The organism is Flammeovirga pectinis (assembly GCF_003970675.1).
GTDB lineage: Bacteria > Bacteroidota > Bacteroidia > Cytophagales > Flammeovirgaceae > Flammeovirga > Flammeovirga pectinis.
Genome location: NZ_CP034563.1, coordinates 1294168 through 1318873, shown reverse-complemented (window position 1 = coordinate 1318873; position 24706 = coordinate 1294168). Strand labels below are relative to the sequence as shown.

At 31.5% G+C, this 24706-nt stretch carries 23 protein-coding genes; 17 read left to right on the top strand and 6 right to left on the bottom strand.

The genetic code is table 11. From position 1 onward, the window contains the following. Positions 1-72: 72 nt before the first annotated feature. Positions 73-2637: a TonB-dependent receptor gene (locus tag EI427_RS26495; RefSeq protein WP_126620298.1), complete on the bottom strand. Its 2565-nt coding sequence runs from the start codon at positions 2635-2637 to the stop codon at positions 73-75. 416 nt (positions 2638-3053) lie between these two features. Then, positions 3054-3893 carry a 3'(2'),5'-bisphosphate nucleotidase CysQ family protein gene (locus EI427_RS25200; RefSeq protein WP_170178617.1) on the bottom strand — a complete coding sequence of 280 codons (840 nt, stop codon included), beginning with the start codon at positions 3891-3893 and terminating at the stop codon, positions 3054-3056. 122 nt (positions 3894-4015) lie between these two features. Between EI427_RS25200 and EI427_RS25195 the strand changes: the two genes are divergently transcribed. Continuing rightward, positions 4016-5308, top strand: a complete 1293-nt coding sequence (locus tag EI427_RS25195) for a T9SS type A sorting domain-containing protein (RefSeq protein ID WP_126620293.1) — start codon at positions 4016-4018, stop codon at positions 5306-5308. Positions 5309-5417: 109 nt separating this feature from the next. Here EI427_RS25195 and EI427_RS25190 read toward each other — a convergent pair whose 3' ends face one another. Further along, on the bottom strand, positions 5418-6389 hold the full coding sequence (locus tag EI427_RS25190) for an oxidoreductase family protein (RefSeq protein ID WP_126620291.1): 972 nt from the start codon (positions 6387-6389) through the stop codon (positions 5418-5420). 82 nt (positions 6390-6471) lie between these two features. Between EI427_RS25190 and EI427_RS25185 the strand changes: the two genes are divergently transcribed. Beyond that, positions 6472-6783 carry a hypothetical protein gene (locus EI427_RS25185; RefSeq protein WP_126620289.1) on the top strand — a complete coding sequence of 104 codons (312 nt, stop codon included), beginning with the start codon at positions 6472-6474 and terminating at the stop codon, positions 6781-6783. Positions 6784-6846: 63 nt separating this feature from the next. Then, entirely contained in the window at positions 6847-7515 is a 669-nt protein-coding gene (locus tag EI427_RS25180) for a hypothetical protein (RefSeq protein ID WP_126620287.1), read from the top strand. Between the two features lie 10 nt (positions 7516-7525). On the opposite strand, the gene EI427_RS25175 is transcribed toward EI427_RS25180, so the two are convergent. Then, positions 7526-8407, bottom strand: coding sequence for an alpha/beta hydrolase (locus EI427_RS25175; protein WP_126620285.1), 882 nt, complete (start codon positions 8405-8407; stop codon positions 7526-7528). A gap of 343 nt (positions 8408-8750) precedes the next feature. On the opposite strand from EI427_RS25175, the gene EI427_RS25170 reads away from it, so the two are divergent. The 4 genes from EI427_RS25170 (at position 8751) to EI427_RS25155 (ending at position 12177) form a co-directional block, all read left to right on the top strand. Next, positions 8751-10670 (top strand): glycoside hydrolase family 71/99 protein, encoded by a 1920-nt coding sequence (locus tag EI427_RS25170; protein WP_126620283.1) that lies wholly within the window; start codon positions 8751-8753, stop codon positions 10668-10670. A gap of 130 nt (positions 10671-10800) precedes the next feature. After that, positions 10801-11130 carry a hypothetical protein gene (locus tag EI427_RS25165; RefSeq protein ID WP_126620281.1) on the top strand — a complete coding sequence of 110 codons (330 nt, stop codon included), beginning with the start codon at positions 10801-10803 and terminating at the stop codon, positions 11128-11130. A gap of 161 nt (positions 11131-11291) precedes the next feature. After that, on the top strand, positions 11292-11762 hold the full coding sequence (locus EI427_RS25160) for a helix-turn-helix transcriptional regulator (protein WP_126620279.1): 471 nt from the start codon (positions 11292-11294) through the stop codon (positions 11760-11762). A gap of 103 nt (positions 11763-11865) precedes the next feature. Continuing rightward, positions 11866-12177, top strand: coding sequence for a hypothetical protein (locus EI427_RS25155; RefSeq protein WP_126620277.1), 312 nt, complete (start codon positions 11866-11868; stop codon positions 12175-12177). Between the two features lie 24 nt (positions 12178-12201). On the opposite strand, the gene EI427_RS25150 is transcribed toward EI427_RS25155, so the two are convergent. Next, positions 12202-12987: a hypothetical protein gene (locus EI427_RS25150; protein ID WP_126620275.1), complete on the bottom strand. Its 786-nt coding sequence runs from the start codon at positions 12985-12987 to the stop codon at positions 12202-12204. A 120-nt stretch (positions 12988-13107) separates the two neighbouring features. Between EI427_RS25150 and EI427_RS25145 the strand changes: the two genes are divergently transcribed. The 4 genes from EI427_RS25145 (at position 13108) to EI427_RS25130 (ending at position 15597) form a co-directional block, all read left to right on the top strand. After that, complete coding sequence (locus EI427_RS25145; RefSeq protein WP_126620273.1) at positions 13108-13485, top strand: hypothetical protein; 378 nt, start codon at positions 13108-13110, stop codon at positions 13483-13485. Positions 13486-13571: 86 nt separating this feature from the next. Further along, on the top strand, positions 13572-14105 hold the full coding sequence (locus EI427_RS25140) for a TspO/MBR family protein (RefSeq protein ID WP_205727982.1): 534 nt from the start codon (positions 13572-13574) through the stop codon (positions 14103-14105). Positions 14106-14334: 229 nt separating this feature from the next. Next, the gene (locus tag EI427_RS25135) at positions 14335-14820 is read left to right on the top strand and encodes a hypothetical protein (protein ID WP_126620269.1); all 486 of its coding nucleotides are present in this window, start codon (positions 14335-14337) and stop codon (positions 14818-14820) included. A 126-nt stretch (positions 14821-14946) separates the two neighbouring features. Then, the gene (locus EI427_RS25130; protein WP_126620267.1) at positions 14947-15597 is read left to right on the top strand and encodes an SHD1 domain-containing protein; all 651 of its coding nucleotides are present in this window, start codon (positions 14947-14949) and stop codon (positions 15595-15597) included. 15 nt (positions 15598-15612) lie between these two features. Here EI427_RS25130 and EI427_RS25125 read toward each other — a convergent pair whose 3' ends face one another. Further along, the gene (locus EI427_RS25125; RefSeq protein ID WP_126620265.1) at positions 15613-16302 is read right to left on the bottom strand and encodes a hypothetical protein; all 690 of its coding nucleotides are present in this window, start codon (positions 16300-16302) and stop codon (positions 15613-15615) included. A 240-nt stretch (positions 16303-16542) separates the two neighbouring features. Between EI427_RS25125 and EI427_RS25120 the strand changes: the two genes are divergently transcribed. The 6 genes from EI427_RS25120 to EI427_RS25095 all read left to right on the top strand — a co-directional run bounded on the left by EI427_RS25120 (position 16543) and on the right by EI427_RS25095 (position 24687). Further along, positions 16543-17646 (top strand): vWA domain-containing protein, encoded by a 1104-nt coding sequence (locus EI427_RS25120; protein ID WP_126620263.1) that lies wholly within the window; start codon positions 16543-16545, stop codon positions 17644-17646. 12 nt (positions 17647-17658) lie between these two features. Next, positions 17659-19176 (top strand): sigma 54-interacting transcriptional regulator, encoded by a 1518-nt coding sequence (locus EI427_RS25115; RefSeq protein WP_126620261.1) that lies wholly within the window; start codon positions 17659-17661, stop codon positions 19174-19176. 364 nt (positions 19177-19540) lie between these two features. Further along, the gene (locus EI427_RS25110) at positions 19541-21340 is read left to right on the top strand and encodes an AMP-dependent synthetase/ligase (RefSeq protein ID WP_126620259.1); all 1800 of its coding nucleotides are present in this window, start codon (positions 19541-19543) and stop codon (positions 21338-21340) included. Between the two features lie 386 nt (positions 21341-21726). Next, a complete protein-coding gene (locus EI427_RS25105) occupies positions 21727-22731 on the top strand; it encodes a DNA-directed RNA polymerase subunit alpha (RefSeq protein ID WP_126620257.1) in 1005 nt (334 codons plus the stop codon). A 149-nt stretch (positions 22732-22880) separates the two neighbouring features. Next, positions 22881-23285: a hypothetical protein gene (locus tag EI427_RS25100; protein WP_126620255.1), complete on the top strand. Its 405-nt coding sequence runs from the start codon at positions 22881-22883 to the stop codon at positions 23283-23285. 310 nt (positions 23286-23595) lie between these two features. Continuing rightward, positions 23596-24687, top strand: coding sequence for an efflux RND transporter periplasmic adaptor subunit (locus tag EI427_RS25095; protein ID WP_126620253.1), 1092 nt, complete (start codon positions 23596-23598; stop codon positions 24685-24687). Positions 24688-24706 lie beyond the last annotated feature (19 nt).

Here is a 24706-nt window from a genome sequence, read left to right as displayed (position 1 = left end):
TTATTAAAACCAAAAAAAAAGCGGTGTACCATTCTTAGAATAGTACACCGCTGATTTATAGGATTATACGAACTAGAAGCTCATTTTTAATCCGACAGAATATGTTCTACCAACACCCATGTAGTAACCATTAAGTGTAGTTTGACCAGTTTCGTTTAAACCACCTTGCTGACCTTGAACAGCGTAATCAGTATCAAATACATTATTTACTTTGAAGTTAACTAAACCATCAAATCCACCCATTCCAAATGCATAAGAAGCGCCTACATCAAATAAGTTGTAGTTTGGTAATTGGTACATGCTAGTATTATTGTAAGCAGGATCGTCTAATCTTGTTACATCATAATCTGCATAAAGCTGACCATAGTAATTCCAATCACCCATTAATCTTAATTTAGGTAAAACTTCATAACTAATGCCTAGAGCAGCTGTAGTTTGAGCAGTGTTACCAACTTCAGCACCTTTCATATAAACATTAACTTCATCTACAGGTCTTTGTTGATCATCGTAAATAACTACATTCTCTAAGTTATTTAACCATTTCCAGTCACCCACAGAAGCCATACCTGTGATTGTTAATTTTCTTGTTGGTTGCCAAGTAAAATCAACTTCTACACCTTTGTGCAATGCATCTACACCTAATAAGTTTGCTGAGTAAGATTGTCCATCTTCATCAAAAACTGTTTTTGTGAATGCTTTGTCTTGCCAGAATGTGTAATATCCGTTTACGTTAACTTTAAATCCTCTTGTTCTGTAACCATATCCAATTTCACCAGAAGCAATTTTTTCATTTGTTGCTTGTGTATTGATATCATTTTTATAGTTAAGGAAAACAGCATTCATAAATGGCTGACGAGAAATGTACCCTGCATTTGCATATACATTATGGTGTTCATCTATATTGTAATTGGCACCTGTTTTTGCAGAACCACCAAAGAAGCTTTGCCAATCTGTTTCGTTAGGACCATCGCTATAGTTAAAGTAATCAATACGTTTGTATGCCTGATGAGAACCTGCAGCAGATAAGAACCATGTCAAATCGTTTTTAGAGTATTCAATCTGACCGAACAAACCTTGCCATTGTACAATACCATCGTTATAGTAACCCATCTTGTCACCCACACCTAATTGTTGTGAACCTACAGATTTGTTAGAGTTATCTACATAATAAGGGTTACCCATTAAGTCATCCACCGTTTGGTAATGCTCCCCTTTGTAATAACGTAAATCAAGACCACCTGTTATTGTCCAAGCATCGTTAATTTTATGTGTTAATGTAGATACCGCACCAGTCCATAAGTGGTTGTTGTTAGAGGCATAATACACACTAGAGTTATCTCCGTTACTTGCATCAAACTGTTGTTGGTTTGCACCAATAAAGCTATCATAATCAATGATGCCTTCATAAGTTCTGTGGTCATTTACATTTAAACGATCGCTATACGCAGCGTTTGATGTAAGACCTGTACCGCCACCTTTACCGACAGATACATAAGCAGTAGTTGCTAAATCTGTTCTATCGCTAATTGTCCAGTACCAGTTAAGCGACATTTGAGGCTTATGGTAGAAGTTCTCGTTTGAGTTAAATTCTTGTCCATTTTTATAACCCCAATCTGCGTTATATCTTTTACCGTATTTATCGTAATCTTCTTGCTGAAGGTATGTTCTACGTTGCCCGTGTGTTTGTGGAGCTCCAAAAGTTGTAAATGATAAAGTATGCTTATCATTTATCTGTTTTGCAATGTTAAGGAAGTAAGAATATCCTTCAAAAGATGTTCCGTCTACATAACCATTACCCGTTGTTTTAGATAAAGAGGTAGAGACTGCCCAGCCATTATCCATTAAACCTGTAGATAAGCTAAGTCCAGTTTTTAAGTAACCATCGTTACCCACACCCATATATACATTACCGCCTTTTTCTGCATCAGTTGCCTTAGTAATAATGTTAATAGTACCACCAACAGAAGGTACAGCTAACTTAGAAGCACCAAGACCTCTTTGTACTTGCATTGTTTTGGTAACATCATTTAAACCTGCCCAGTTAGACCAGTAGACCTTACCATTCTCCATGTCGTTTACTGGTACACCGTTAATCATAACGGCTACATTTTCAGAGTCGAAACCACGTAAAGAGATACGAGAATCGCCAAATCCACCACCAGCACCAGATACATAAATACCAGGCGTAGACTTTAATACTTGAGGAAACTCTTGGTTACCTACTTTAGTTTCAATGTCTTCTGCTGAAATTGTTGCAGCAGCAACAGGAGTTTTACGGTCAACAGCAATAGAAGCCATAACTTCTACTTCTTGTAAACCAATAGCGTCAGACTGCATAGATACTTCGCCTAAATTAATAGTAGTACCATCTAGCGTGACATTTTTTTTAATTGATTTCATTCCAACGAATGAGATCTGAACTACTTTGTTTCCAGTTTCCTTGGACTCAAAAGAGAAGTTTCCATCAAAGTCTGTTATTGCACCAGTAGTTGTTCCTTCAATAGAAACATTGGCTCCAATAATAGCCTCTTCAGTAGAAGCATCTAACAAGGTACCTTTGATAATTGATTGTGCAAAAGTTGATCCCGTTAGAAGGCACATAAGTACCGCTACGAATGAAAATTGTTTTGTAAGCATTAAGCTATTAATTAATTGATAAATTTTAATTAGGTTTGATCGTAATTCAGGTACAAAACAAATCATCTAATGTTAACTAATTGTTTCCTTTTAAAGTTGTTTAATTTAATTGTATTTTTTTAATACTTTTAAGTGAAACCTTAGTGATTATAGGGGTCTTTTAGTTAAAAAAATTAACCTTTAACTCTATTTAATGTTAATTATTAGGTATAAATTGTACACTTATTAATAAGTATTAAGAGTCGATTAAAATATAATTATTTAAAGTAACTTTGTTTTCTTTTCTACTTTGATGTTTATTCGATAATGCATTAAAAAACAATCGTTTATCTGTAGTGTTTGTTGTTTCAAAATCTTCTAATATTTATTTGGGTAGATATATCAGTTTATTTTTATTGCAACAATAGAAGAAAAGGTTAAATAAATTTTTTTGTCAATTCTAAAGTATCTGATTCAGTAGAGTAATGAATTCCTTTTGCATTCATAAATGTATTCTCTTGATTAAGTTGAATTGGCTCGCCAAAACTATCTGTTGTTACTAAATTAAGCGTGTTAAATAAACAACTAGAAGCAGCGTAATCCCAAATACTTCCACCTCCATTTACTTTTTTTGGAAATTTGAAATAACAGGCAGGAGCATTTTCCAAAACCCAAATGGCATTCATTACAGCTCCACCATGAGCAATCACTTTTATGTTATCACCATATTTTTTTATAAAAGCACTTTTGATGTTCTCAAATCGAGGATGTTTCAGAAAACTTCTATCAAATACTAAAGTAAAATGCTTGTTTCTATTGATTTTGAAAGGAATATCATTCTTAAAAACACCCTCATTTTTAATGGAATGATAAAGATTATTCTCTACCAGATCATAAATTACTCCAATGAGTGCTGTCCCTTTCTTATCAACTAAAGCAATAGAAATACTGTAACCAGAAGTTTGCTCAATAAACGGAAGTGTACCATCTATTGGATCAATACACAAAAAATAATCTTTCTTAAACCTGCTTTTATCATCTATACTTTCTTCTGTGAGTACTCCCAAATCATATTTTAGAATTACTCCTTTTAATTCATCAAGTAGTAGTGCTTGGCTTAACCTGTCTACCTCTGTAACAACTTGAGAAGCTAAATTATCTCCAGCTTCTTTATTTTCTACAGAAAGTAACTCCTTAGGATACTCTTGTATTAACGTTGCCGCCTTTTTTGTGCACTCCTTTATAGAGTAACACAAATTGATCAAATCTATGTTCATTTTTTTCATTAAGTAATTGATAACACTAAAATTTCAATTTCTATCGCTATATCAAAAAGTGTTCTTCGAAGGCTAAAAGTATAAATATATTGATGCTTTTAGAAACTAACTAATCTATTTATATGAAAGCTTATTTTACTTTATTGCTGTTCTTTATTTCTACATATTTTTGTCTTGCTGCTGATATAACCTGGGTAGGTGCTGATGGTGTTGATGGAGATTGGAATACAGCATCGAATTGGGATGGAGGTGTACCCAATAGTACTGATAATATTACTATTGATTGTAATTGTACAATTAATGTTACTGCAGATCTGACAATAAATAGTTATTTAAAAGTCAAATCGGGTACGACAATTACTATGAATGGTAATAAATTGTTGATTACTAGTGAAGGAACTGAATTTAGAAATGGGGGAGTAATTACTGGAATTGGAGAATTTAAATCTGATGTGTCGAATATTGATATCTACAATTTTGGTGAAATTTCTGCAACAAGAATTCATGGAGGTAAAGACCAAACGAGTATAATTACCAATTGGCCTGCAGGTGTGATTAAAGTTTCGGGAGAATTTCATTTAGATGGTTTATTAAGAAATTATGGTTTGGTAGAAGTAGATACAAAAATGAAAATTCATGGAGGTTATGTGAAAGGTGGAGGAACAATTCAAACAGAAACTTTTGATATGTCTGATGAAGATAGTAGAGGAGCTACTTTAGCAAACCAAGTAATTACTACTAGTGATGGATGTTCTGGTTCTAGTGTAACTTTTAATGGAGAAAGTTTCGAAGATTTTAATAATTCACTTCCCGCAGGAGTAACCGTAAATCAGGATAATGTATATGTGTGCGGTTTTAATAATAATGATGTTGCACTCCCAATAGAACTCCATTCTTTTTCTGTTAGAAAAAATGACGGCCAAGTTATTATTGAATGGGTAACAGCATCAGAAGAAAACAATTCTCACTTTATTATGGAAAGGTCTTCGGAGGGACATTTTTGGAATAAAATTGCTAGAGTAGAAGGAGCAGGAAATTCTAATGTAAATCTTAAGTATTCTATCATTGATGAAAAGCCATTAAAAGGAGTAAGCTATTACCGTTTATTACAAGTAGATTTTGATAGAAATTTCGAATATTTTTCTGCAGTGACAGTTACTAGAGAAACAACAAACACACTTGTATTAAAAGCGTACCCTGTACCTGCAGATAACAGTATACAATTACATTCTTCGGAAATTGATTTCACAAAAAATATATTTCAAGTTTTTAGTGCAACAGGGCATGATGTTACAGACTTAGTAACTCCCTCTAGTAAAGAAAATAGTGAGATTACTTTAAATATATCTTCGTTAAAACAAGGTGTTTATATTTTTAAGACACGAACTCAAATGGTGCGTTTTCATAAAATGTAATAGCTATAGTTATTGGGTAAGAACGAGAATGAGTTTTTGCTTTTTTATAAATACAAATAAGGTGATAGTCTATAAAAGATTATCACCTTATTTGTGTTTATACGTCTTTTTAAACTGATTTGATAACACTTTGGGCCATCTTTTCTGAATAGCTATTTATTTTCCAATGCCCAGGACTCCAACCTTTTAGGAATCGATGAAAATCAGTCCATGCAATAGGAAATAATGCTCTCCATTCTTTTTCAATTTCTAAGAAATCTACAGTAGGATTATGCTTTTTAAGTCCTTCTTTTAATGCATCAAAATAAATAGTGAGTAATTTATCTTCATAGTGCTCACATTCCTCTTCATTTAAGCAACTACCAATAAAATAAACAACATCTTTCATGCCGCATCCTCCTCCGACATATTGAAAATCTACGGCAGCTACTTTTTTTCCATCAGTAGAAAAACAGAAATTAGCCAATTTAGCATCTCCATGAACAAGTGTCAGGTATTTTGCATTGTTTAATGCATCGTCTAACTTTTGAGCTATCTTTTTAAGAGGTTTATCTTCTAATGCAATCAGTTCGTCTGGGCGAGTAGATAAGTGCCAGTAGGTGCCAATTTCCCATAAATTTGATGGCTTTTTACCCATAAACGAAGCATGGAAATTTGCCAACCACTCTAAGCAACAAGTAATTTCATCCCAACCAACCTGATGAAGTCTCTCAGGAAAACCACTGCTATCTAAATCTTCGAGTACAATAAGAACCTCATCCTTATGCGTTTCTAAAGCAAAACACTTAGGAATCCTACAAGAAGTATCACATAGTTGACTAAATTCTTTGTACCAAGCCGTTTCTACGTTATACGATTTTAGTTTTCTTTCATGAGATAAATTCGTATTCCATCCACGTGGGTGCTTAGTAGTATCAGGATATTGTACATGTTTTACCACAACACTTTTATAAGAACCACCTTTTAAACTATAGCGAATAATACTACCATAACCACTCCATAAACTTTGGATAACTTCTACTTCTTTTAAAGAGGAAGAAGCTGTAGATTCTAAAATGATATCTTTAAAATGTTGATTCATATGTACTATTTTTATTTTTGGCAAAGATACATTTTTTGCTCTAAAAAGGTCTTTGATGTACCTTTATAAAAAAGTAACAATTATGACAAAGCAAGAATTGAAAGAGTATGTTCTAAATGAGCAACTTACAAATATTACAAATGCATTAAAGAATATGTACGGTCGTACTCAAGCATTTTATTTTCAGGTAACAACTACTTTTACTATTGCAGAAAATGGTAGATATGAAGTTTCTACACCTGATAATTTCCCTGTTTTTACACCAAAAGGACAAGGTTTTTTAGAAGATGGCGGAGATTATTTTAGAGGAGAATTGAAATTAAGAGATTTATCTAAAGAAGATCCAAAACAAATGGCTTTAGATTTAATAGAAATTACTTTAGGGGATAATTAGAAAGGTAGAAGTATAGAAATACCATTTGATGAATGGCACTCTTTTATCAGCTATTTAAAGACTATGATAGACTTACCAACTTTAAAATGTAGAAACTATCTTACAAAAGAATGGCAAGAAAAATACGTTCATTTTTTACAAGATGAACATTGGAATAATTTTATTAATCAGTTACAACTACTAATAACACAGAGCAATAGTTCTTTAAGAGTACCCTATTTTAGCGAAGAAGTTACGCTACCTTTAGATCAGGTTTTATCAGAAATTATAAAAAATTACCCTCTTACTAAAGTAAAGAATTCAGAAGAAGCATGGGCAATAGCTTTAATGAAATCTCCTTTCCAATACTTATTAATCATTTTAGGACAACGTTGTACGTCTGCAAGTTGTACAGATGAAAAAGGAATACCACCACTTAAAGCGACTGTTTTAAACAGTAGTTTATTGCCCTATAATGAGCAAATAAGTACCGCCACACGTGCGTGGGAAAAACATGCGGGCAGACACGAAGATAATTTCTGGGGAGAGGTAAAGGGTTCCCCCTCCCAAAAAGAGACACACGTAAGAAGTCTCATAAAAATGATGTTAGATACAAAAACATGGTGGAATGTGTTTTTTCATTATAAACATGGCCATGTATACGAAATTAGAATAGCATCCGGACATGGTATACGTTGGTCGGATGGAGGGAAACAACTTATTGGGTTTTTAGAGCCATTTATAAACGACTAGCCCAATAAATTTATTTTGTAATAATAAAGCTCTCATCAATTGCCCAAGCATAAAATTGACTAATCCAATTATCAGAAGCTAGTCCAGATTTTCTCATACCAAATCCGTGTCCACCCTTACTAAACATAATTAAAGCAGCTTTATGCCCGTTATTTACCCAGCTATTGTATAAATTATTGGCACCCATTGCTAAATTTAAAGGGTCGTTTTGTGCACAAACAACAAGCATAGGTGGTACATCTTCACGAGGAAATCTTAATGGCATTACCTCTGTCCAAGGATACACATTTACCACAAAATCTGGTCTATTCTCTTTATTATAATAATAACTTGTTCCCATTGCAACAGCTCCACCAGCAGAAAAACCCATAAAACCAATTTTACTTGGATCAACTTTTAATTGTGCAGCATTTTCTCTTACATAAAGAATAGCTTGAAAGGCGTCTCGGATTGAATATGGGAGGACTTGATTAAGAAGCTCAGAAAATAGAACAGGATCTTTTTTTGCATATTGATCAACTTCTTCCACAGATTCTTTATTTGTTGGTACTAATCTATATTTTAAAACAAATGCAGTAATACCTTTTTCGTTCAACCACTTGGCAACTAATCTACCCTCAGATTCTATACTATTAGCCATAAGTCCGCCACCGGGAGCAATAATAACAGCAGTTCCGTTAGGTTTTTTAGGTTGATATACCTCTATGGATGGAGTAGATATATTTGTAATCACATCAGTTTGCCAATCTTTATAAAAGAAAGCACGCTCTTCACCTTTCCAAGTAATGTGATCTGGTGTTGTATATGGTAGCTCAATTTCTGTTTGTGCATTTACCGTTAAACTTGATACAATTAAAAAAATAGTTGATAATAAAATACAGTGTCTACTCATCAGTATAAAAATTAATAGTTGGTTATAATAATATAGTCATTTTCCTCAAAAGAGAATACAACTTTGTTATTACCTTAAAGGTAGAATTAGTTTTTTGGATATAGATTATCCGTCTATATCTTTTTATAAGATTATCTTCTTACAAGTCGTATTATTCTTTATTCAGGTGATAGAAATTTAAATAATGGGTAGAGCCTTAAACATATTCTGTAGGTAAATTATACGTTTCTGTGAGTTCATAACTGTCTTAAAAGGGTACTGAGAGTGTTTATTGTCAATTTTTTTAAAGATAATTGAATTAGAGAATTTACTATTTTAATTATCACTTACTTATTATTTGACTATGAACATTTTTAAACTACTATCTACCACAGCAACTATTTATTTTATTTTAATGCTACCAGTAACTGCACAAAACGATGTAGAAGTTACTGGTAAGCAATTCTTTCCTAAAAAAGTTGTTTTGGCATTAGCTCATCCTTATTTTAATTATAGCGGCGATCTTGCGTATTTAAAAGGAATGCGTTACGAAACTACATTTGGAACAGATGTAGATGAGCTAAATGGGAAGTACAGAACAGCAGTTCCTCAAGTGTCTGTTATGAGTAACCCTATGGAAACAGAAGATGCTTTTGCTTACGAAATGAAAGCAGCAAAACTAATGGGGATTGATGGTTTTAAATTTGAATTTAGACCATTAAATAATGATTTCTATATCCGTAGATTCAAGAAAATAATTACTACATATATTAAAGTTGCAGAAGAAAGAGATATAGACTTTAAATTTTCTCTCACTTTAGTAATGGATAGAAAAGCATCTGTTTCATCAGATGAGCTTTTATTGAAAACAAAGAATAGTTTAAAAGAAATTATTACTTCGGCAGATCTTTCAGATAAATGGTTAAGAACAGGGAACGACAAAATTATTGTGTTTACAAAAGGAACGCAAAAAGTTATTGATGAGGGATTAACTAAAAATTACTCAAGAGACTTTGTTAACAATCCAGATCTAATGAAAAGGGTGGCAGAACAATATACTTACTTAAAAGAAGGCATGCCAGAAGATTTAGCATTTGTATATCAAAGTAGTGCATTAGCCAATAATCATTTATCAAATCTAATACTTGATTACTTTCCGGCAGTGTATACTTTAAAAGGAATCCAATCTTATAATAAAGGAGTTGCTGCAATAAGAAAGGTGTGTAAGAATAGAGGTAGAGCTTATATTCAAAGTGCTTTTGCTGATCAGCAAGGAGTACAAATGTTCAGAAGAACTGATAAAGCAAAATTGAGCGAAGGATCTAATCTAGCAAAATCAACCGCACCAGAAGATTCTTTTGTTAAAGCAAATAACCATAAGCTTACCAGTACTTTCAGAAATATGATGAGCCAGTCTGTAGAACATAATGCAGATATGATATTTATAGATTCATGGAATTATTTTGATGATGGGTCTCATTTTGCTCCAGAATTACACCATGGTTATGGATTAGGTTTATTATTGAAATATTATAAAAAGTGCTGGAAAGGAAACCCAAATCCAGTAGATGAGGAATTGGTAATTACTTCTTACAAGAGTAACGACATACTAGATGTTCATCAGAATAAAGGAATTGATGTATTTTTAATCAATAAATTTCATAAAAGGGAAGCTCTTGATAGTATTGAAGTAGTAACTTTATTAAAAGAAAAGGCAGAAGTGTATTGCAATAAGCAGTATTTAGGTTTTGCTCCTGCAGGGGTACATACATTTTATGTCAAAAAATCTAAAGGAACAGTAACTATTCAAGTTAAAAGAAATAAGGAAACCGTTATTGCTTATGAAACGCCAAAAGAGATTGTTTTTCAGGCAGATAAAACAGATTACTTAACGTATATATTTACAAACTTTGACCGATCTTATGCAAATCTATTTCAAAATCTAATTCTAGATGTAGAAATGCAAAAAATGCGTAAAAGATTCTTGATTACAGGAACACAGCAACTAGAGTGGAAATTGGCAGCAGGAGAGTGTTTCTATAACAATTTAGAAGCAATGCAAATGTATGGTCATAATGCAAATAAATACCTGATTATTAAGGAGAAAAACTACAAAAAATACAAACTTGAAATTAAAAATATACTTTCGGGAATGGATTATAATATTTGGTTAGAATTAGAAGAAAGTGCTAAAAACAACCAAGGTTTATTGTCGTTAGAAGATGAAGAGAATGATGTGCTGAAGGGATATAATATTCTTGAAGAAGCTCAATCGTTAAAATAATAGTTAATAATAGATGATGCCCTCACATTTTAAATCAATGAATTTGATAAATGTGGGGGCGTTTGTCTTTTAAAAATTGTACCTTTAGTTGTTCAGATTAAATTATTTATAGTTTAGTAAAGAGATAAGAATGCTAAAAGGTAAAATACAAGACTACAATCAGCATAAGCAGTGGCTAAAAGATTTTTTTAATGGAGAATTTATTCATCCTAATTTTTTAAATGTTGATAGTGATACTGGAGTAGGCTTTATCTTTTTTTATAAGATACACCCAGGTATTTATTTCATGGTTTTTAATATAGAAGCCAAAATAGATATTCCATTTACTGTAGATTATAGTTCGTCTTTATATTTTGATTATATCGCTTCTTTTTTTAATTCTGAAATAATATTTGAAGGGGGAGTAACGAAGAAATTAAATCAAATGGTTTTTATACCTGTACAAAAGATACAGTTATAAATAGTAATGTTAAGGCAGGGCAACTGATTAAGCATATCAATATTTTTTATTCTAAAGATACTCTAAGAGAAATAGACGATTTAGAAATAAGTGAGTATTACTTAAATAGATCATCCTTTTTTCACTTTTTTGAAGAACGCAATGATATTAAGGCATTTAAAATGAGCCTTACAGAAATTATTAACTATTCAACCATTTTAAAAACGAAGATATTGCCTGTAAAAATGCAGGAATTATATTATATGTTTTTGAATGGTATTAAAAAGGTGGATACTTCTACAACATCACACAATCATAAAGTAACAGAAGAACAACTCATTGCTTTATTTAACATACGCCAAGGTATACTTGAGAATTTGAACGAGCGCCCAGATGTAGGAGATTTAGTATCTAAATCTGGAATTGACAAAACATTAATTCAGCAACTATTTCATGAAGTATTTGGCTATACTATTTACAATTTTTATATGGTGAATAGAATGGAACGTGTAAAAAATGTACTGTTAAAAGGTAAATTGAGTATGTCGGAAATTGCAGAAAAGTTTGGGTTTAGTCATGTACAACATTTTTCGAGCACATTTAAAAAATATTTTGATGAGTCGCCTAGTAGATTTGTCAAATTAAATAAATAAAAAACTTTGAGCATATTTGGGTAATTATTGACTATTTAGAGGAAGTATTACCATTAGAAATCATCGTATAAAAAAGTAATTCATAATTTAAAAAATTACTACGATGCTAAATTCACTCAATGATTTTTTACATATAGACAATAATCTTTTTGAAAGAGTCTTAGACTATTGCAAAGAGACGGAGTTACAGAACCACAGAGTATTTTCAATATTTCCTTCAGAAGAAAAAATAAATGGATTTATAAATGATATCCTAGGTAGAGACTTAAATAATAGAGTAGATTACCCTTACTCTCAATATGAATTAAAGAACTACCATTTTCTACTAGATACAATCTATGACTTGTTAATTAGAATGGATGATAAAAATGACATCTATACTTATAAAGAGCATTTAATTAAGTTGTATAGATAGTTTTTTTTAGGTAAAAAAAGAGTACTACTCTTTAAACAAAAAACGTAAACCAAATCTACAACCAGCAATTGTATAAGCAGTTTCATTAGAGTACAGAGTTGTTTCTGGTTCAATGTAAGTATTATATTTATGTCCGTTGATAATCCATACTTTACCAAATCTTAAATCAATAGGTAATGTAATGGTATTGTGCTCAAAAGAATAGGCAAAAACGGGTTCAGTTTCAAGGTAAAAACCATCATTAAGATGGTAAGTAATACTAGGCTGTAATTGTATTTGGTTTACATCATTTCTGTTTTTATCTCCTGCAATAGAATGCATGTATTCTAATAGGATATCAACTTGCCATCTACCCATAGATGGATTATTGAAAGATAAGCCAGCAGCTAATCCTAAAGAAAGTTTACCACTGCCATAAATACTGTCTGTGGCTGTAGGAAGGTAAGCAAGCGGACCTAAACTCCAAGCACCCCAAGAATATCTTTTTGGTATAACCATATCAAAAATTTCTGTATCACCAAAACCTAGTTCACTTTGGTTTGTATTGTTCCCTTTAAAAGTAACCCGTATTAGATGATCCCAACTATTTTTAACTTTACCTTGTAATGGAAGTACAACTCTAACTCTAAATTGATTTTTACTAAAATTATCAGTAGCGGTTAGCGGTTCCCAAAAATCTTCTAATTGCAATTGCCAAAGAATAGCAGTTGGGTCAGTTGCTTTTCTTGATAGAGAATCAAGTGCCGTATTTTGAGCAATAAGCTGAAGCGAAAAACAAGAAAATAAATTAAAGAGTATAATTTTAAGCATTTAATAATTTAAGTAGAAATATTCTAATTTCACTATAAGATAAGGTCAATTTAATTCTATATTTTGCCTAGACATTTAAAAGATATTTTCTAACTTATCACTTCAAAAATTTATGAAGAGATGAAAACATTAGAAAGAATAGCCGAATTAAATAGCAACGACCAAGTTGTTAATCACGAGTTTTTACTACACGAAGATCATTATGAATTACTTATGGATCTTGCAGAAGCTGAAACGGATGACGAAGAAGAAGATTTATTTAAAGTGATGAACAAAATTCCTAATTTGCCTTACATGGCATCTGTTATAGAACTTTGGGAAAACACTGTTGGTTCTGCTGCAATAAAGAAAGAAATTGATGCAGGACACAAAATCACAATGGCAGAAAAAACAGAATTAGAAGAAACAGTCTGCGAAGATCTATCTGAAGGTTTTACAAGATATACAGTAGATATTGATGGTGAAATTATTAGAGTACAAGTTGTACCTAGCAATTAATTAGCAATTTTATAGCAAATGATAAGGTAGTGAACAGCTACCTTATTTTTTTGTAAAACATTTTTCTGAAAATGAAGTTCTGTTAGTTGTATCAAAAATTAAATACAGTAAAAGAGAAAACCTTTTCATGTATTTTACTTACTATCCTTAAAACAGGTATTATGGTTATTCGAATTATTATTTTCTTATTTATAAATTTTTTAGGCTTAGGTATTGGTGGTTTTTTTACTGGAAAAGGAGTTCCATCAGAATGGTATCAAACATTAAGTAAAGCCCCGTGGACACCTCCGGGTTGGGTATTTGGCTTTGCATGGACTACAATTATGGTACTATTTTCTATTTATTTAAGTGCTTTGTGGAGTAAGATAGAAGATAAAAACACGTTTCTAATTGCATTTGGAATAGCTTTTTTACTAAACGTATTATGGAACCCCGTGTTTTTCTATTACCACTACATGCTTTTAGGTTTAATAGTTATTGTTTTACTATCGGTATGTGTGTTGTATTTTATTCTGAAGTATCAAACTGAAATGAAATGGCTAACATTACTAATTCTACCTTATATTTTATGGCTATGCATAGCGACATCTTTAAATGCTTATGCAGTAATTTTCAATTAATTTTTTTTCGTACTTTAATACAACCTCTCTAAGAGGTAATAAAGTTTGGTATACTTGTATTTTGACTAAGCCTATACCTTTAATCATTTAATATAGTCTACTGTGAATGGTTGTAAATCATTGATTAGTACAATGTTAGAGGTTTGCTAATTGTGATGTTGTTTTTTTTATTCCCATTTTATTTAATAAATTATGAATACAAACCAATAACACAACTAATTAAATAGGTATGCAATTCCACTGCGAAAATCAGTTATTACACAATTCATTTTCATTATTTCAGAACCAAAAATTAATTTCTACACTCGACGAGAAAAAATGGTTAGACACTATTTTGGGTTCTTGGAAAGGGCAAAAGTATATATTTAAATATACTTCTATCTGGAACACAACAAGAGTAAAAATTTGTACTGATGAATACAAAAAAATAGGAGATATTAAATGGAATTTTCTGAAAAATAAAGCCACAATTGTAATTAAAGACAAAAGCTATACTTGGTCGTACAAAAGTTTAATTGGTAATAAATGGCAAATACAAGATGATACTGGAGTTATAGTAGATTACACAACCAATTTTTCTTCTGGAAGTTTATCATCATCATCAGAAAATGGTCTTTTATTTCTAACAGGATTAACAATTCATCAATTCCATTATCAATCGGTAGCACTTACATTATGTGCCCTAATTCCCTTAATAAGCAGTTTTTTAGCTTAATTTTGTATTTTATTAATTAATATTTGCAATTACCTTACATAAATGAACTTTCTTTTGTTTAATGTTTACAAGTTTGTACCTTTATGTTAATACCCGTATTAAATATAAGCTTGCTATACAATCTAAATGAAAAATTACCTTATACTCTTTGTTACATTATTTGTATCAAATTTCAGCCAAGCTTCTACTAAGGAAGTAGTATACCATATTTGGAACGATCAGCAGCAAGAAGTAATTGCTGATGCTCAACTTATCTTAGTAGAAGACGCAGATGTAGTTTTAGAAAAAGTTAATGGATCTATTTTTCATTATCCTATCCAAAAATTATCTGCAAAAGACATTCAATTTTTAGAAAATGAATATGGTTATCTTAACCTTATAGACTCTAGAATATCTGCCTCTACATTTCATTCTAATTGGGTTATGTTATTAGCTATTCTAGTTTTACTAGGAGGGTTTGTGCTTTCTTATTTTTCAAGACACAAAACAAGCTATTTAGCAACTACATTTTTACTTGCAGGTTTTACATTATTTGTCATGGCTTGCACAAGTAGTTATGTAGATAACGTGGATAAAGAAGTAACTATCTTTATTAAGAGCCAAACAGATTCGGAGATCGTTCATGAAGTTTTTGATATATTCCCAACACACCACTCTCGTGAAAATGTAGGGCAGGAAGAAGTACCAAACACTAGTGAAACAGTAGCATCTAGTACTTTAAACAAAAAAGAAGATAAAAGTTCTGGCGACAGTAAATCATTTATAGTATTTGATTAATAAAAATATTCTCTACTATTCTATAGTAGCTTCTTGTTTTTCAAGAAGTTTATTGGAAAGTAAATTTAATTGGTGTTTTTGAATTTCATTATATTCAAAGGCATCAATTTTTTTGTTTTCAAAAGTATTTTCTACCTGAATTACACGTGCATTTAACAGATTGTTTACGGGTAATTCTATTTGAATCTTTTCTCCTTTTGTAATAGCTAGTTTTAAGGTGTGTTCAATTATTTGATAGCTTCCAGAGGTATCTGTTAGGGCAATAGAAATTACATTGATCTTTAAATCAGATAAATTTTTAAAATAGCCAATAGTATTTTCTTGTGAAAAGGAAAACATTGATGAAAAATCAGATGTACTACTTTTTTTATAGTTTAGTTCATCTACATAACTATTGATTTGTTGCTTATCCATTTTTCTTTGATCAGAAGAGACCATTAAAGATTTTAGGAAAATATCTTTATACCCCATACCATCTATAGATGTATACCACTCAGACTTATAGATAGGATTATCATAACTACTGTTTAGTATAAGAAGAGCATAACTAAACCTGTCTTTTTCCTTTTCTTCTAGAGATTGAAACAAAAGCAGTGAAGTTAATTTATAATCAAGTTCACTTTTACTATTTACTTTTAAAGTTTGGCTATATAATGCAAAATTAAAAGAAAGTAGAAGTACAATAGTTGTAAGTAAGTATTTCATTTTAGTAGAGTGTTATTTAATATGTTGTGTTTGTTGCTATTGAACCTAACTGCAAAAAGAGTACTAGACTTATCATTTCAATAAAAATTCTTATTCTAAGTACTCTATCAAATTAAAAGGACTCTTAAATTAAAAATTCTGAAGAAAGCATTCCCTTCTTAAAAAATATGACTAAATTCTTTTTTAATTTGTTAGAACAAATTTTAGCCTAATTAGTTATTATTCTCAAAACAACACATTATGAAAGGGTACCGATTTACAGAATATATACCTCCAGAAGCAAAGGAGGGAGATAAATTTTCAGAACTTCTTAAAATGTTCTTAGAACTCATAAATATTACTGGAGGCGATGTGTCTGAAACAATGAATTGGCTTAACAATTTAGACAGGCAATATACAATAACAGACAATACGTATGGAATGGGCGATTTTTATAAAGACTTAAAAGATAAAGGCTTTATAAAAGAAGATTTGAACACACAAGGCGAGTTTACGATTACAGCCAAAAGTGAACAAAAAATTAGACAATCTGCCTTAGAAGAGATTTTTGGAAAATTAAAAAAAGGACAAAAAGGAGATCATAAAACACCTTTAACTGGTAATCAAGGAGATGAGACTACTTCGGATAGAAGACCCTTTCAGTTTGGCGATGCTTTAGGGCAAATTTCTATGACAGATTCAATTAGAAATGCTCAAATTAATCATGGTATTGATAATTTTTCGATCAATGAAAATGATTTAGAGGTGGTAGAGAAAGAGCATAAAACACAGACATCTACTGTGCTTATGATCGATATATCGCACTCAATGATTTTATACGGAGAAGATAGAATTACACCTGCCAAAAAAGTAGCAATGGCATTGGCCGAAATGATAAAACGAAAATACAAGAAAGATACACTTGATATTATAGTTTTTGGTAACGATGCATGGCAAATAAAAATAAAAGATTTACCCTACCTTCAAGTAGGTCCTTACCACACAAATACGGTTGCTGGGTTAGAGTTAGCAATGGATCTTTTAAGAAGAAGAAAGACAACCAACAAACAAATTTTTATGATTACCGATGGTAAGCCTTCTTGTTTAAAAGAAGCAGGCGGGTATTATAAAAATAGCTTTGGTTTAGACCGTAAGATTGTAAATAAATGCCTTACACTAGCCTCTCAAGCTAGAAGATTACGCATTCCAATTACAACTTTCATGATTGCTTCAGACCCTTATTTAAAGGAGTTTATACATGAATTTACAGAAGCAAACAATGGTAACGCCTATTATTCTGGTCTTAAAGGATTAGGCGATATGATTTTTGAAGATTATAGTAGAAACAAGAAAAAAAGAATGTAATTAATATATACCATGAAAAAATATCAAGAACTCACAATAGAAGAAAAGCTAAAATTAACAACATTAGGAGCGTTAAAAAAGGCAGGGTATCAATCTAGAACTGTAAAGGAAGAATTAAGAGAGAACCTCATTCATAAATTACAAAATAAAGAAAACCCTTTTACTGCAATATGGGGATATGAGGATACAGTAATTCCAGAGTTAGAACGTGGGATCTTATCAATGCATAACATAAACCTATTAGGGTTAAGAGGGCAAGCAAAAACACGTATTGCTCGTTTAATGATTAACCTTTTAGACGATGTAATTCCGGTTGTTGAAGGTAGCGAATTAAATGATGATCCTTTACAACCGTTGTCTTATACGGCAAAAGAAAAGATTGAAAACCACGGAGACGATACGCCTATTTTCTGGTGGAAGAGAGAAGATAGGTATACAGAGAAATTAGCAACACCAGATGTATCTGTTGCCGATCTGATTGGAGATATTGACCCAATAAAAGCTGCTACAGATAAGTTAAGTTATTCTGACGAACGTGTTATTCATTATGGGTTAGTACCTAGATCTCATAGGGGGTTGTTTGTAATCAACGAACTACCTGATTTGCAACCAAGAATTCAAGTAGCACTCTTTAATATTTTGCAAGAAGGTGATATCCAAATTAGAGGTTTCAAAATACGTTTACCATTAGATATACAGTTTGTGTTTACTGCAAACCCAGAAGATTATACCAATAGAGGTAGTATTGTAACTCCTTTAAAAGATAGAATTGAAACACAAATTATTACACACTATCCTAAAGATTTACAGATAGCTAAGAAAATCACAACACAAGAAGCGAATATCAAACCTGCTCAATTAGAAAAAATTAGCATGAATGATTTATCACGTAACTTAATTGAACAAATTGCTTTTGAAGCGAGAGAAAGTGAGTTTGTTGATGAAAAAAGTGGTGTGTCTGCACGTCTGACAATATCATCAATGGAAAATTTATACTCTGCAGCAGAACTTAGAATACTGCTTAATTCAGAAGATAAAACGTATATAAGAGTAGCGGATTTAGTAGGAACGATCCCTGCAATTACAGGTAAAATTGAACTTGTATATGAAGGAGAGCAAGAAGGAGCAGGAGAGGTTGCTCAATCACTTCTAAGTAAAGCAATAAGAAAACAATTTTTAGGCTTCTTTCCCTCACCAGAAAAAGTTAGAAAGCTAGAAGACAATCCATACAAATACATTATTGAATGGTTTGGAGAAGGCAATTCTATCGATATTCTAAACGACATGACGCAGGCCGAATATAGAGATACATTAAATAGCATTCCTACTCTAAGAGCTTGTGTAGAAAAATTACATGAAGGATTAGATGAAGAAGAAATCTACTATAGAATGGAGTTTGTTTTACATGGTTTAGCAGAATTTAGTCAGTTAAGCAAGCATCAACTTGTAGCAAAGACGAGTTTTTCAGATTTACTTTCTGGTATGATGAATTTCTCTAGTAGCGACTTTGAAGATGACGACGATGAATAATTCTATTTGATGAAATAAATTTTCGAAAAAATAGTAAAATAAGTATTAAACATGGGTTATACAGCATCTTTAAGAGGTGTTTTATAGCCCATTTTTATTATTTATACTGATATTCAACCTCTTCACATTGTTATGCAATGCCTACCTTTTCTATAAAAAACTGTTTGATGTCAGATTATTTTTAATGATCTTCGAGGGCTATTTAGATTCATTAGAATATAATTAAGAAAATTTAGCGTTATAGCTGTCACATTTTGATCTAAAGTAGTGTTGTGATACCGTTGCACAATGGTAACTCAATTATCCTATGTAACACATATTTGGTAAAATATACCAAAGAACATAATCATCAAAGAAATTAAAAATGTCAGGTTCTTCTACACATTTAGTACATACTATACGATCGCAAGCCAATAAATATAAAGATAGAGATGCAGTTCGATACAGAGTTGCAGATGGAATTTGGAAAGGAATTTCTTGGAATGATTTCGCTAAAGAAATAGACAATATATCTCTTGGTATGTTAGCATCTGGAATTGATGTGCAAGATAAAATTGGTATCTATGCGCAGAATATGCCAAACTGGACGATAACAGATTTTGCAGCACAGCAAATTAGAGCCGTAAGTGTATCTATTTATGCAACAAGTACAGCAAAACAAGCTGCATATATTATAAATGATGCAGGTATTAAAATAATGTTTGTTGGAGATCAAGAACAATACGATAATATCATAGAAGTAGCCGCAGATTGCCCTTCTTTACAATATGTAGTTACTATGAAAAATAGTATCCATAGAAGAGGCAATGAAAAAGGGTTGCTTTGGGAAGAGTTTATCTTAAAAGGATCAAAAGATCAATATATAGAAATTGAGAGAAGAGTAGAAGAAGCAGATTTTAACGATTTAATGACGTTAATTTATACTTCTGGAACTACAGGTGTTCCAAAGGGTGTAATGATGGATTATACCAACTTTGTTTCTCAATTCGAAGCTCACTTGGCATTAATTGAGTTTAATGATACCTATACAAACTTAAGTTTCTTACCACTATCTCATGTTTTTGAAAGAGCATGGTCAACGTATGTATTGTATAGAGGTGCTATCAATTATTATTTAGAAGATACAACTTTAATAAAAGAGGCTTTACTAGAAACATCTCCTGATGTTATGTGTGCTGTACCTCGTTTTTACGAAAAAATATATTCTACTGTTCACGAGAAAGTAGCCAAAGCATCGCCTACTAAAAAAGCGATATTTAATTGGGCTGTAAACGTGGGTAAAAGGTGTTTTGAATTAAGAAACTCGAACAAATCATTATCTGGTTTAGATAAGTTTAAATACGGAATTGCCAATAAATTAATTTTAAGTAAGTTCCAGAAATTGTTAGGCGGTAATATTAAATTTATGCCTGCTGGTGGAGCAAAACTAGATCCGGAAATTGGTAAATTTTTCCATGCAATTGGTATTCCTGTCATTTTAGGTTATGGTTTAACAGAAACATGTGCAACTGTAACAGCATGGCACATTAACCAACCATTTAACCCAGATTCTATTGGTACGCCATTAGAAGGTGTTGAAGTTAAAATTGGCGAAAGTAGCGAAATACTTGTAAAGAGTAAAGTAGTAATGAAAGGGTACTACAACAACCCAGAAGAAACGGCCAAAGTATTTACAGAAGATGGTTTCTTTAGAACTGGTGATGCTGGTGAATTTGATGCTGATGGTAATTTATTAATTACTGATAGAATTAAAGAACTAATGAAGACTTCTAATGGTAAATATATTGCACCTCAAGTGGTAGAAGGGAAAGTAGGTAAAGATCACTTTGTAGAGCAAATAGCTATTATTGCAGATGGGCGTAACTTTGTTTCTGCATTGATTGTTCCAACATATATCAATTTAGAAGAATACGCAGAAGAAAATGGTATTACTTTTAAAGATAGAGAAGAGCTTATTTCTAATAAAGACATTGTAAAAATGTACGAGAAAAGAGTAGAGCTTTTACAACATGATCTTGCAAAATTTGAGAAGATTAAAAAATTCACATTATTACCTAAAGAATTTTCTATTGAGAATGGTGAAATGACACCAACACTTAAATTAAAGAGAAAGGCAATAAGTGAGAGATATAAGCAACAAATTGATGAAATCTATGCAAAGTAGTTTTTCATAACTTGTAACTGATTTAAAAAGGTTGACGGATTAATTATCTGTCAACCTTTTTATTTTAGCACCATTTTCAATATAAAATTACTTCTCTGTTTTATGCTATAAAAGGTAATAGTTAATCGATTTTGGAGTGTCCAGCCAATAAATGGAAAAAATTTAAAAAGATTTACAAGTATTCTCTTAAAACCTTATACAAAAGTTTTTATTTCTGAATTCATTTTAGGTAATTTACACGTTAATTGAAATTAAACTCCATTATTGTGTTTGGGTCAATAAATAGAATTACGCTTAAAACGTACTTTTATCCCCAAATAAGGAGCAAGATGGAGATTAAAAGTAATTAATTTTTGAGGAAATAATTTCAACGTAGAATATATAATATGTCAGTACTATCTTTCCAAAAGCCAGATAAAGTAGTAATGGAAAAGACCGATAATTCAAATAAAGGTCTTTTTGAATTCAAACCACTTGAAAGAGGTTTCGGTGCAACTATCGGTAATTCTTTCAGACGAATATTACTTTCATCTCTAGAAGGATACGCGGTAGTAGGAGTTAAATTTCCTAATGTCGTTCAAGAATCATCAAAAATTAATGGAGTAGTAGAAGAGGTATCTGAAATTATTCTTAATCTTAAGCAGATTCGTATTAAGAAAGCTGCTAATATTGAGGAGCCTTCACAAAAAATTAGTATTGATTTCAGTGGTAAAACTCAACTTACTGCAGGAGACGTTGCTCAATTTACTGATGAGTACACAATCTTAAACCCAGATTTAGTAATCTGTAACTTAGATGGTGCTAATAGCTTAAGTATTGAATTATCTGTTCAAGCTGGTAGAGGTTATTTACCTTCAAAAGAGCAGTTAGTAAGCGATACTACAGATGCAGTTGGATATACTCCAATTGATGCTGTATTTACACCAATCAAAAACGTGGATTACCATGTTGAGAATACACGTGTAGAGCAACGTACTGACTACGAAAAACTTGTAATTACAATTGAAACTGATGGTTCTGTTGATCCTCAGGAAGCGTTACAAGGTGCTGCAAACATTTTGATTCAGCATTTTGCACAAATCACGGATAAAGACATCACTTTTGAGATGCAAAAACGTGAAACTCCTGAAGAATTAGATCCAGTAGAAATCAAGAGACGTGCAATCCTTGAAACTTCTATTGCTGACCTTGAGCTTTCAGTTCGTGCTTATAACTCTTTAAAAGCAGGTGAAGTAAAAACTTTAGGCGATCTAGTTTCTCTTGAAATTCGTGACCTAATGAAATTCCGTAACTTTGGTAAGAAAACACTTACTGAGTTAGAAGAATTATTATCTGAAAGAGATTTAACATTCGGTATGGATGTTTCAAAATATCGTTTAGGACAAGATTAATTAGTAATCTTTTGATATAAATAAAGGCTGATAGAACGTAAATTCTATCAGCCTTTTTTATTTTGAATACTTTATTAGTACGTTTATTCTTGCTAATACATCAACTGATTTTAATTGTATTTAGATTACCAGAACTAAAGTAAATGAATATGGAATCAATTAAGATTTTAAAAATATCAAAATGGATACGTCATGCGGTGGCTGTATTAATTTTTATCATAGTTTTATTGGGTACGCTAGATTTACCTACCAAGGAACTGAGTAAGCCAATAATTGTATTCGGCTTCTTTCTAGCAATGCTTTATCAAAGTAAAATTCTTTGGTTTAAACATTATGTAGAATGGAATAAAAACTATATCGTAATTAAAGTAAATGCTAAAAAAGCATTAAATATTACGTTTTCAGATATACAATCTTCAGTCTTAAAAAAAGACAAGCTATTTCTTACAAAGAAAGATAAAGAGGAGGTAGTTATTGACCTCAAAAATATAAAAAGAGAAGATGCTCAAAAACTTCATTTTATAATGATGGAAAATGCAATTTCTAACTTATAGTATAGTACATTAATAGTTGTACAACCAACAGTAGCGATTATATATAAAGCCTTAATTATTAAAATGTTAGCCTAATTTAAAAGCCATTTGAGTGCAATAGAAAATTCATTCTTCATGGGTAATAGTAAACTTACTTCTGTGTACCACAAATAATATTTTATTTGAAAATAATAGTTTTAACTAGCTGATATTTAGTTTGTTTAACTTTGTTAAAGAAAAATAGAAACAATTATACAACGTTGTTACTTATTGAGCGTATTAATATGAAGGTAACATTATTACCTATATTAAAACATTAATTTTTAGCACAATGAAAGTTCTCTATTTTCTACCACTTCTAATGGCATTATTATTTACTTCTTGCTATAAGAAACCAGATATGTACCAAGCTCCTGAAGTTCCTACAGTAAAAGTAGGTCACCCGACTAAAGAGCAGGTGAACATTTTTGATACTTACACAGGGTATACAGAAGCATTAAATAAAGTTAGTATTGTGCCTCGTGTAACTGGTGAATTAAAAAATAGATATTTTGTACCAGGACAATTTGTTAAGAAAGGACAGCTTTTATTTCAATTAGAAAAAGAACCTTATTTAAGTCAGTTACATAAAGCAGAAGCTTCTGTAGAAAGAGCAAAAGCAGATGTGGCGGTAAAAGAAGCGACATACAAATCGTATAAAAAATTAGTAAAAACTAGTGCAGTTTCTGAATTACAATATTTAGAATCAAAAGCTAAAGTAGACGAGTCGAAAGCAATGTTGGCTAACGCAAAGTCTCAGTTAGAAGTAGCAACAACACAGTATTCTTATACTAAAATTACTGCTCCAATTAATGGTGTTATTTCAGATTATTATATCGATAACGGAAACATTGTAACGGGTAATTCTGGTGTAGAAATGGCTTATATTGTAGATAGTCATTTAATTAATATCTACTTTACAATTCCTGCAGCTAAATATTACGCAATAGTTAGAGGTAAAGAAAACGTAGAAAACATGTCTGTTACAATTATGGCAGATGATAATAAAACAATGCTTTCTGAAGGAAAAGTAATCTACCACGATCCAAAAGTTGACCTTAATTCAGGGTCTATTACACTAAAAGCACAAGTAAAAAATAAAGACGAAATATTGGTTGATGGTACTTATGTACGTGTAAAGTTAGCCAAACATGCTAAAGAAGATGTTTTATTAATACCACAAGTTGCAGTAGAAAGAGACCAAGTTGGTCCGTATGTTTATACTGTTGCTAAAGATACAGTAGAACAACATAGAATTAAATTAGGAACGCAAGTAGGAGAAAACGTAATCGTAACTTCTGGGGTGGTATTAGAAGACAACCTTATTGTTTCAGGTATTCAACGTGCTAGAGTAGGAATAAAAGTACACGCTATTGCAAAATAGTGTAATACATATACAACTA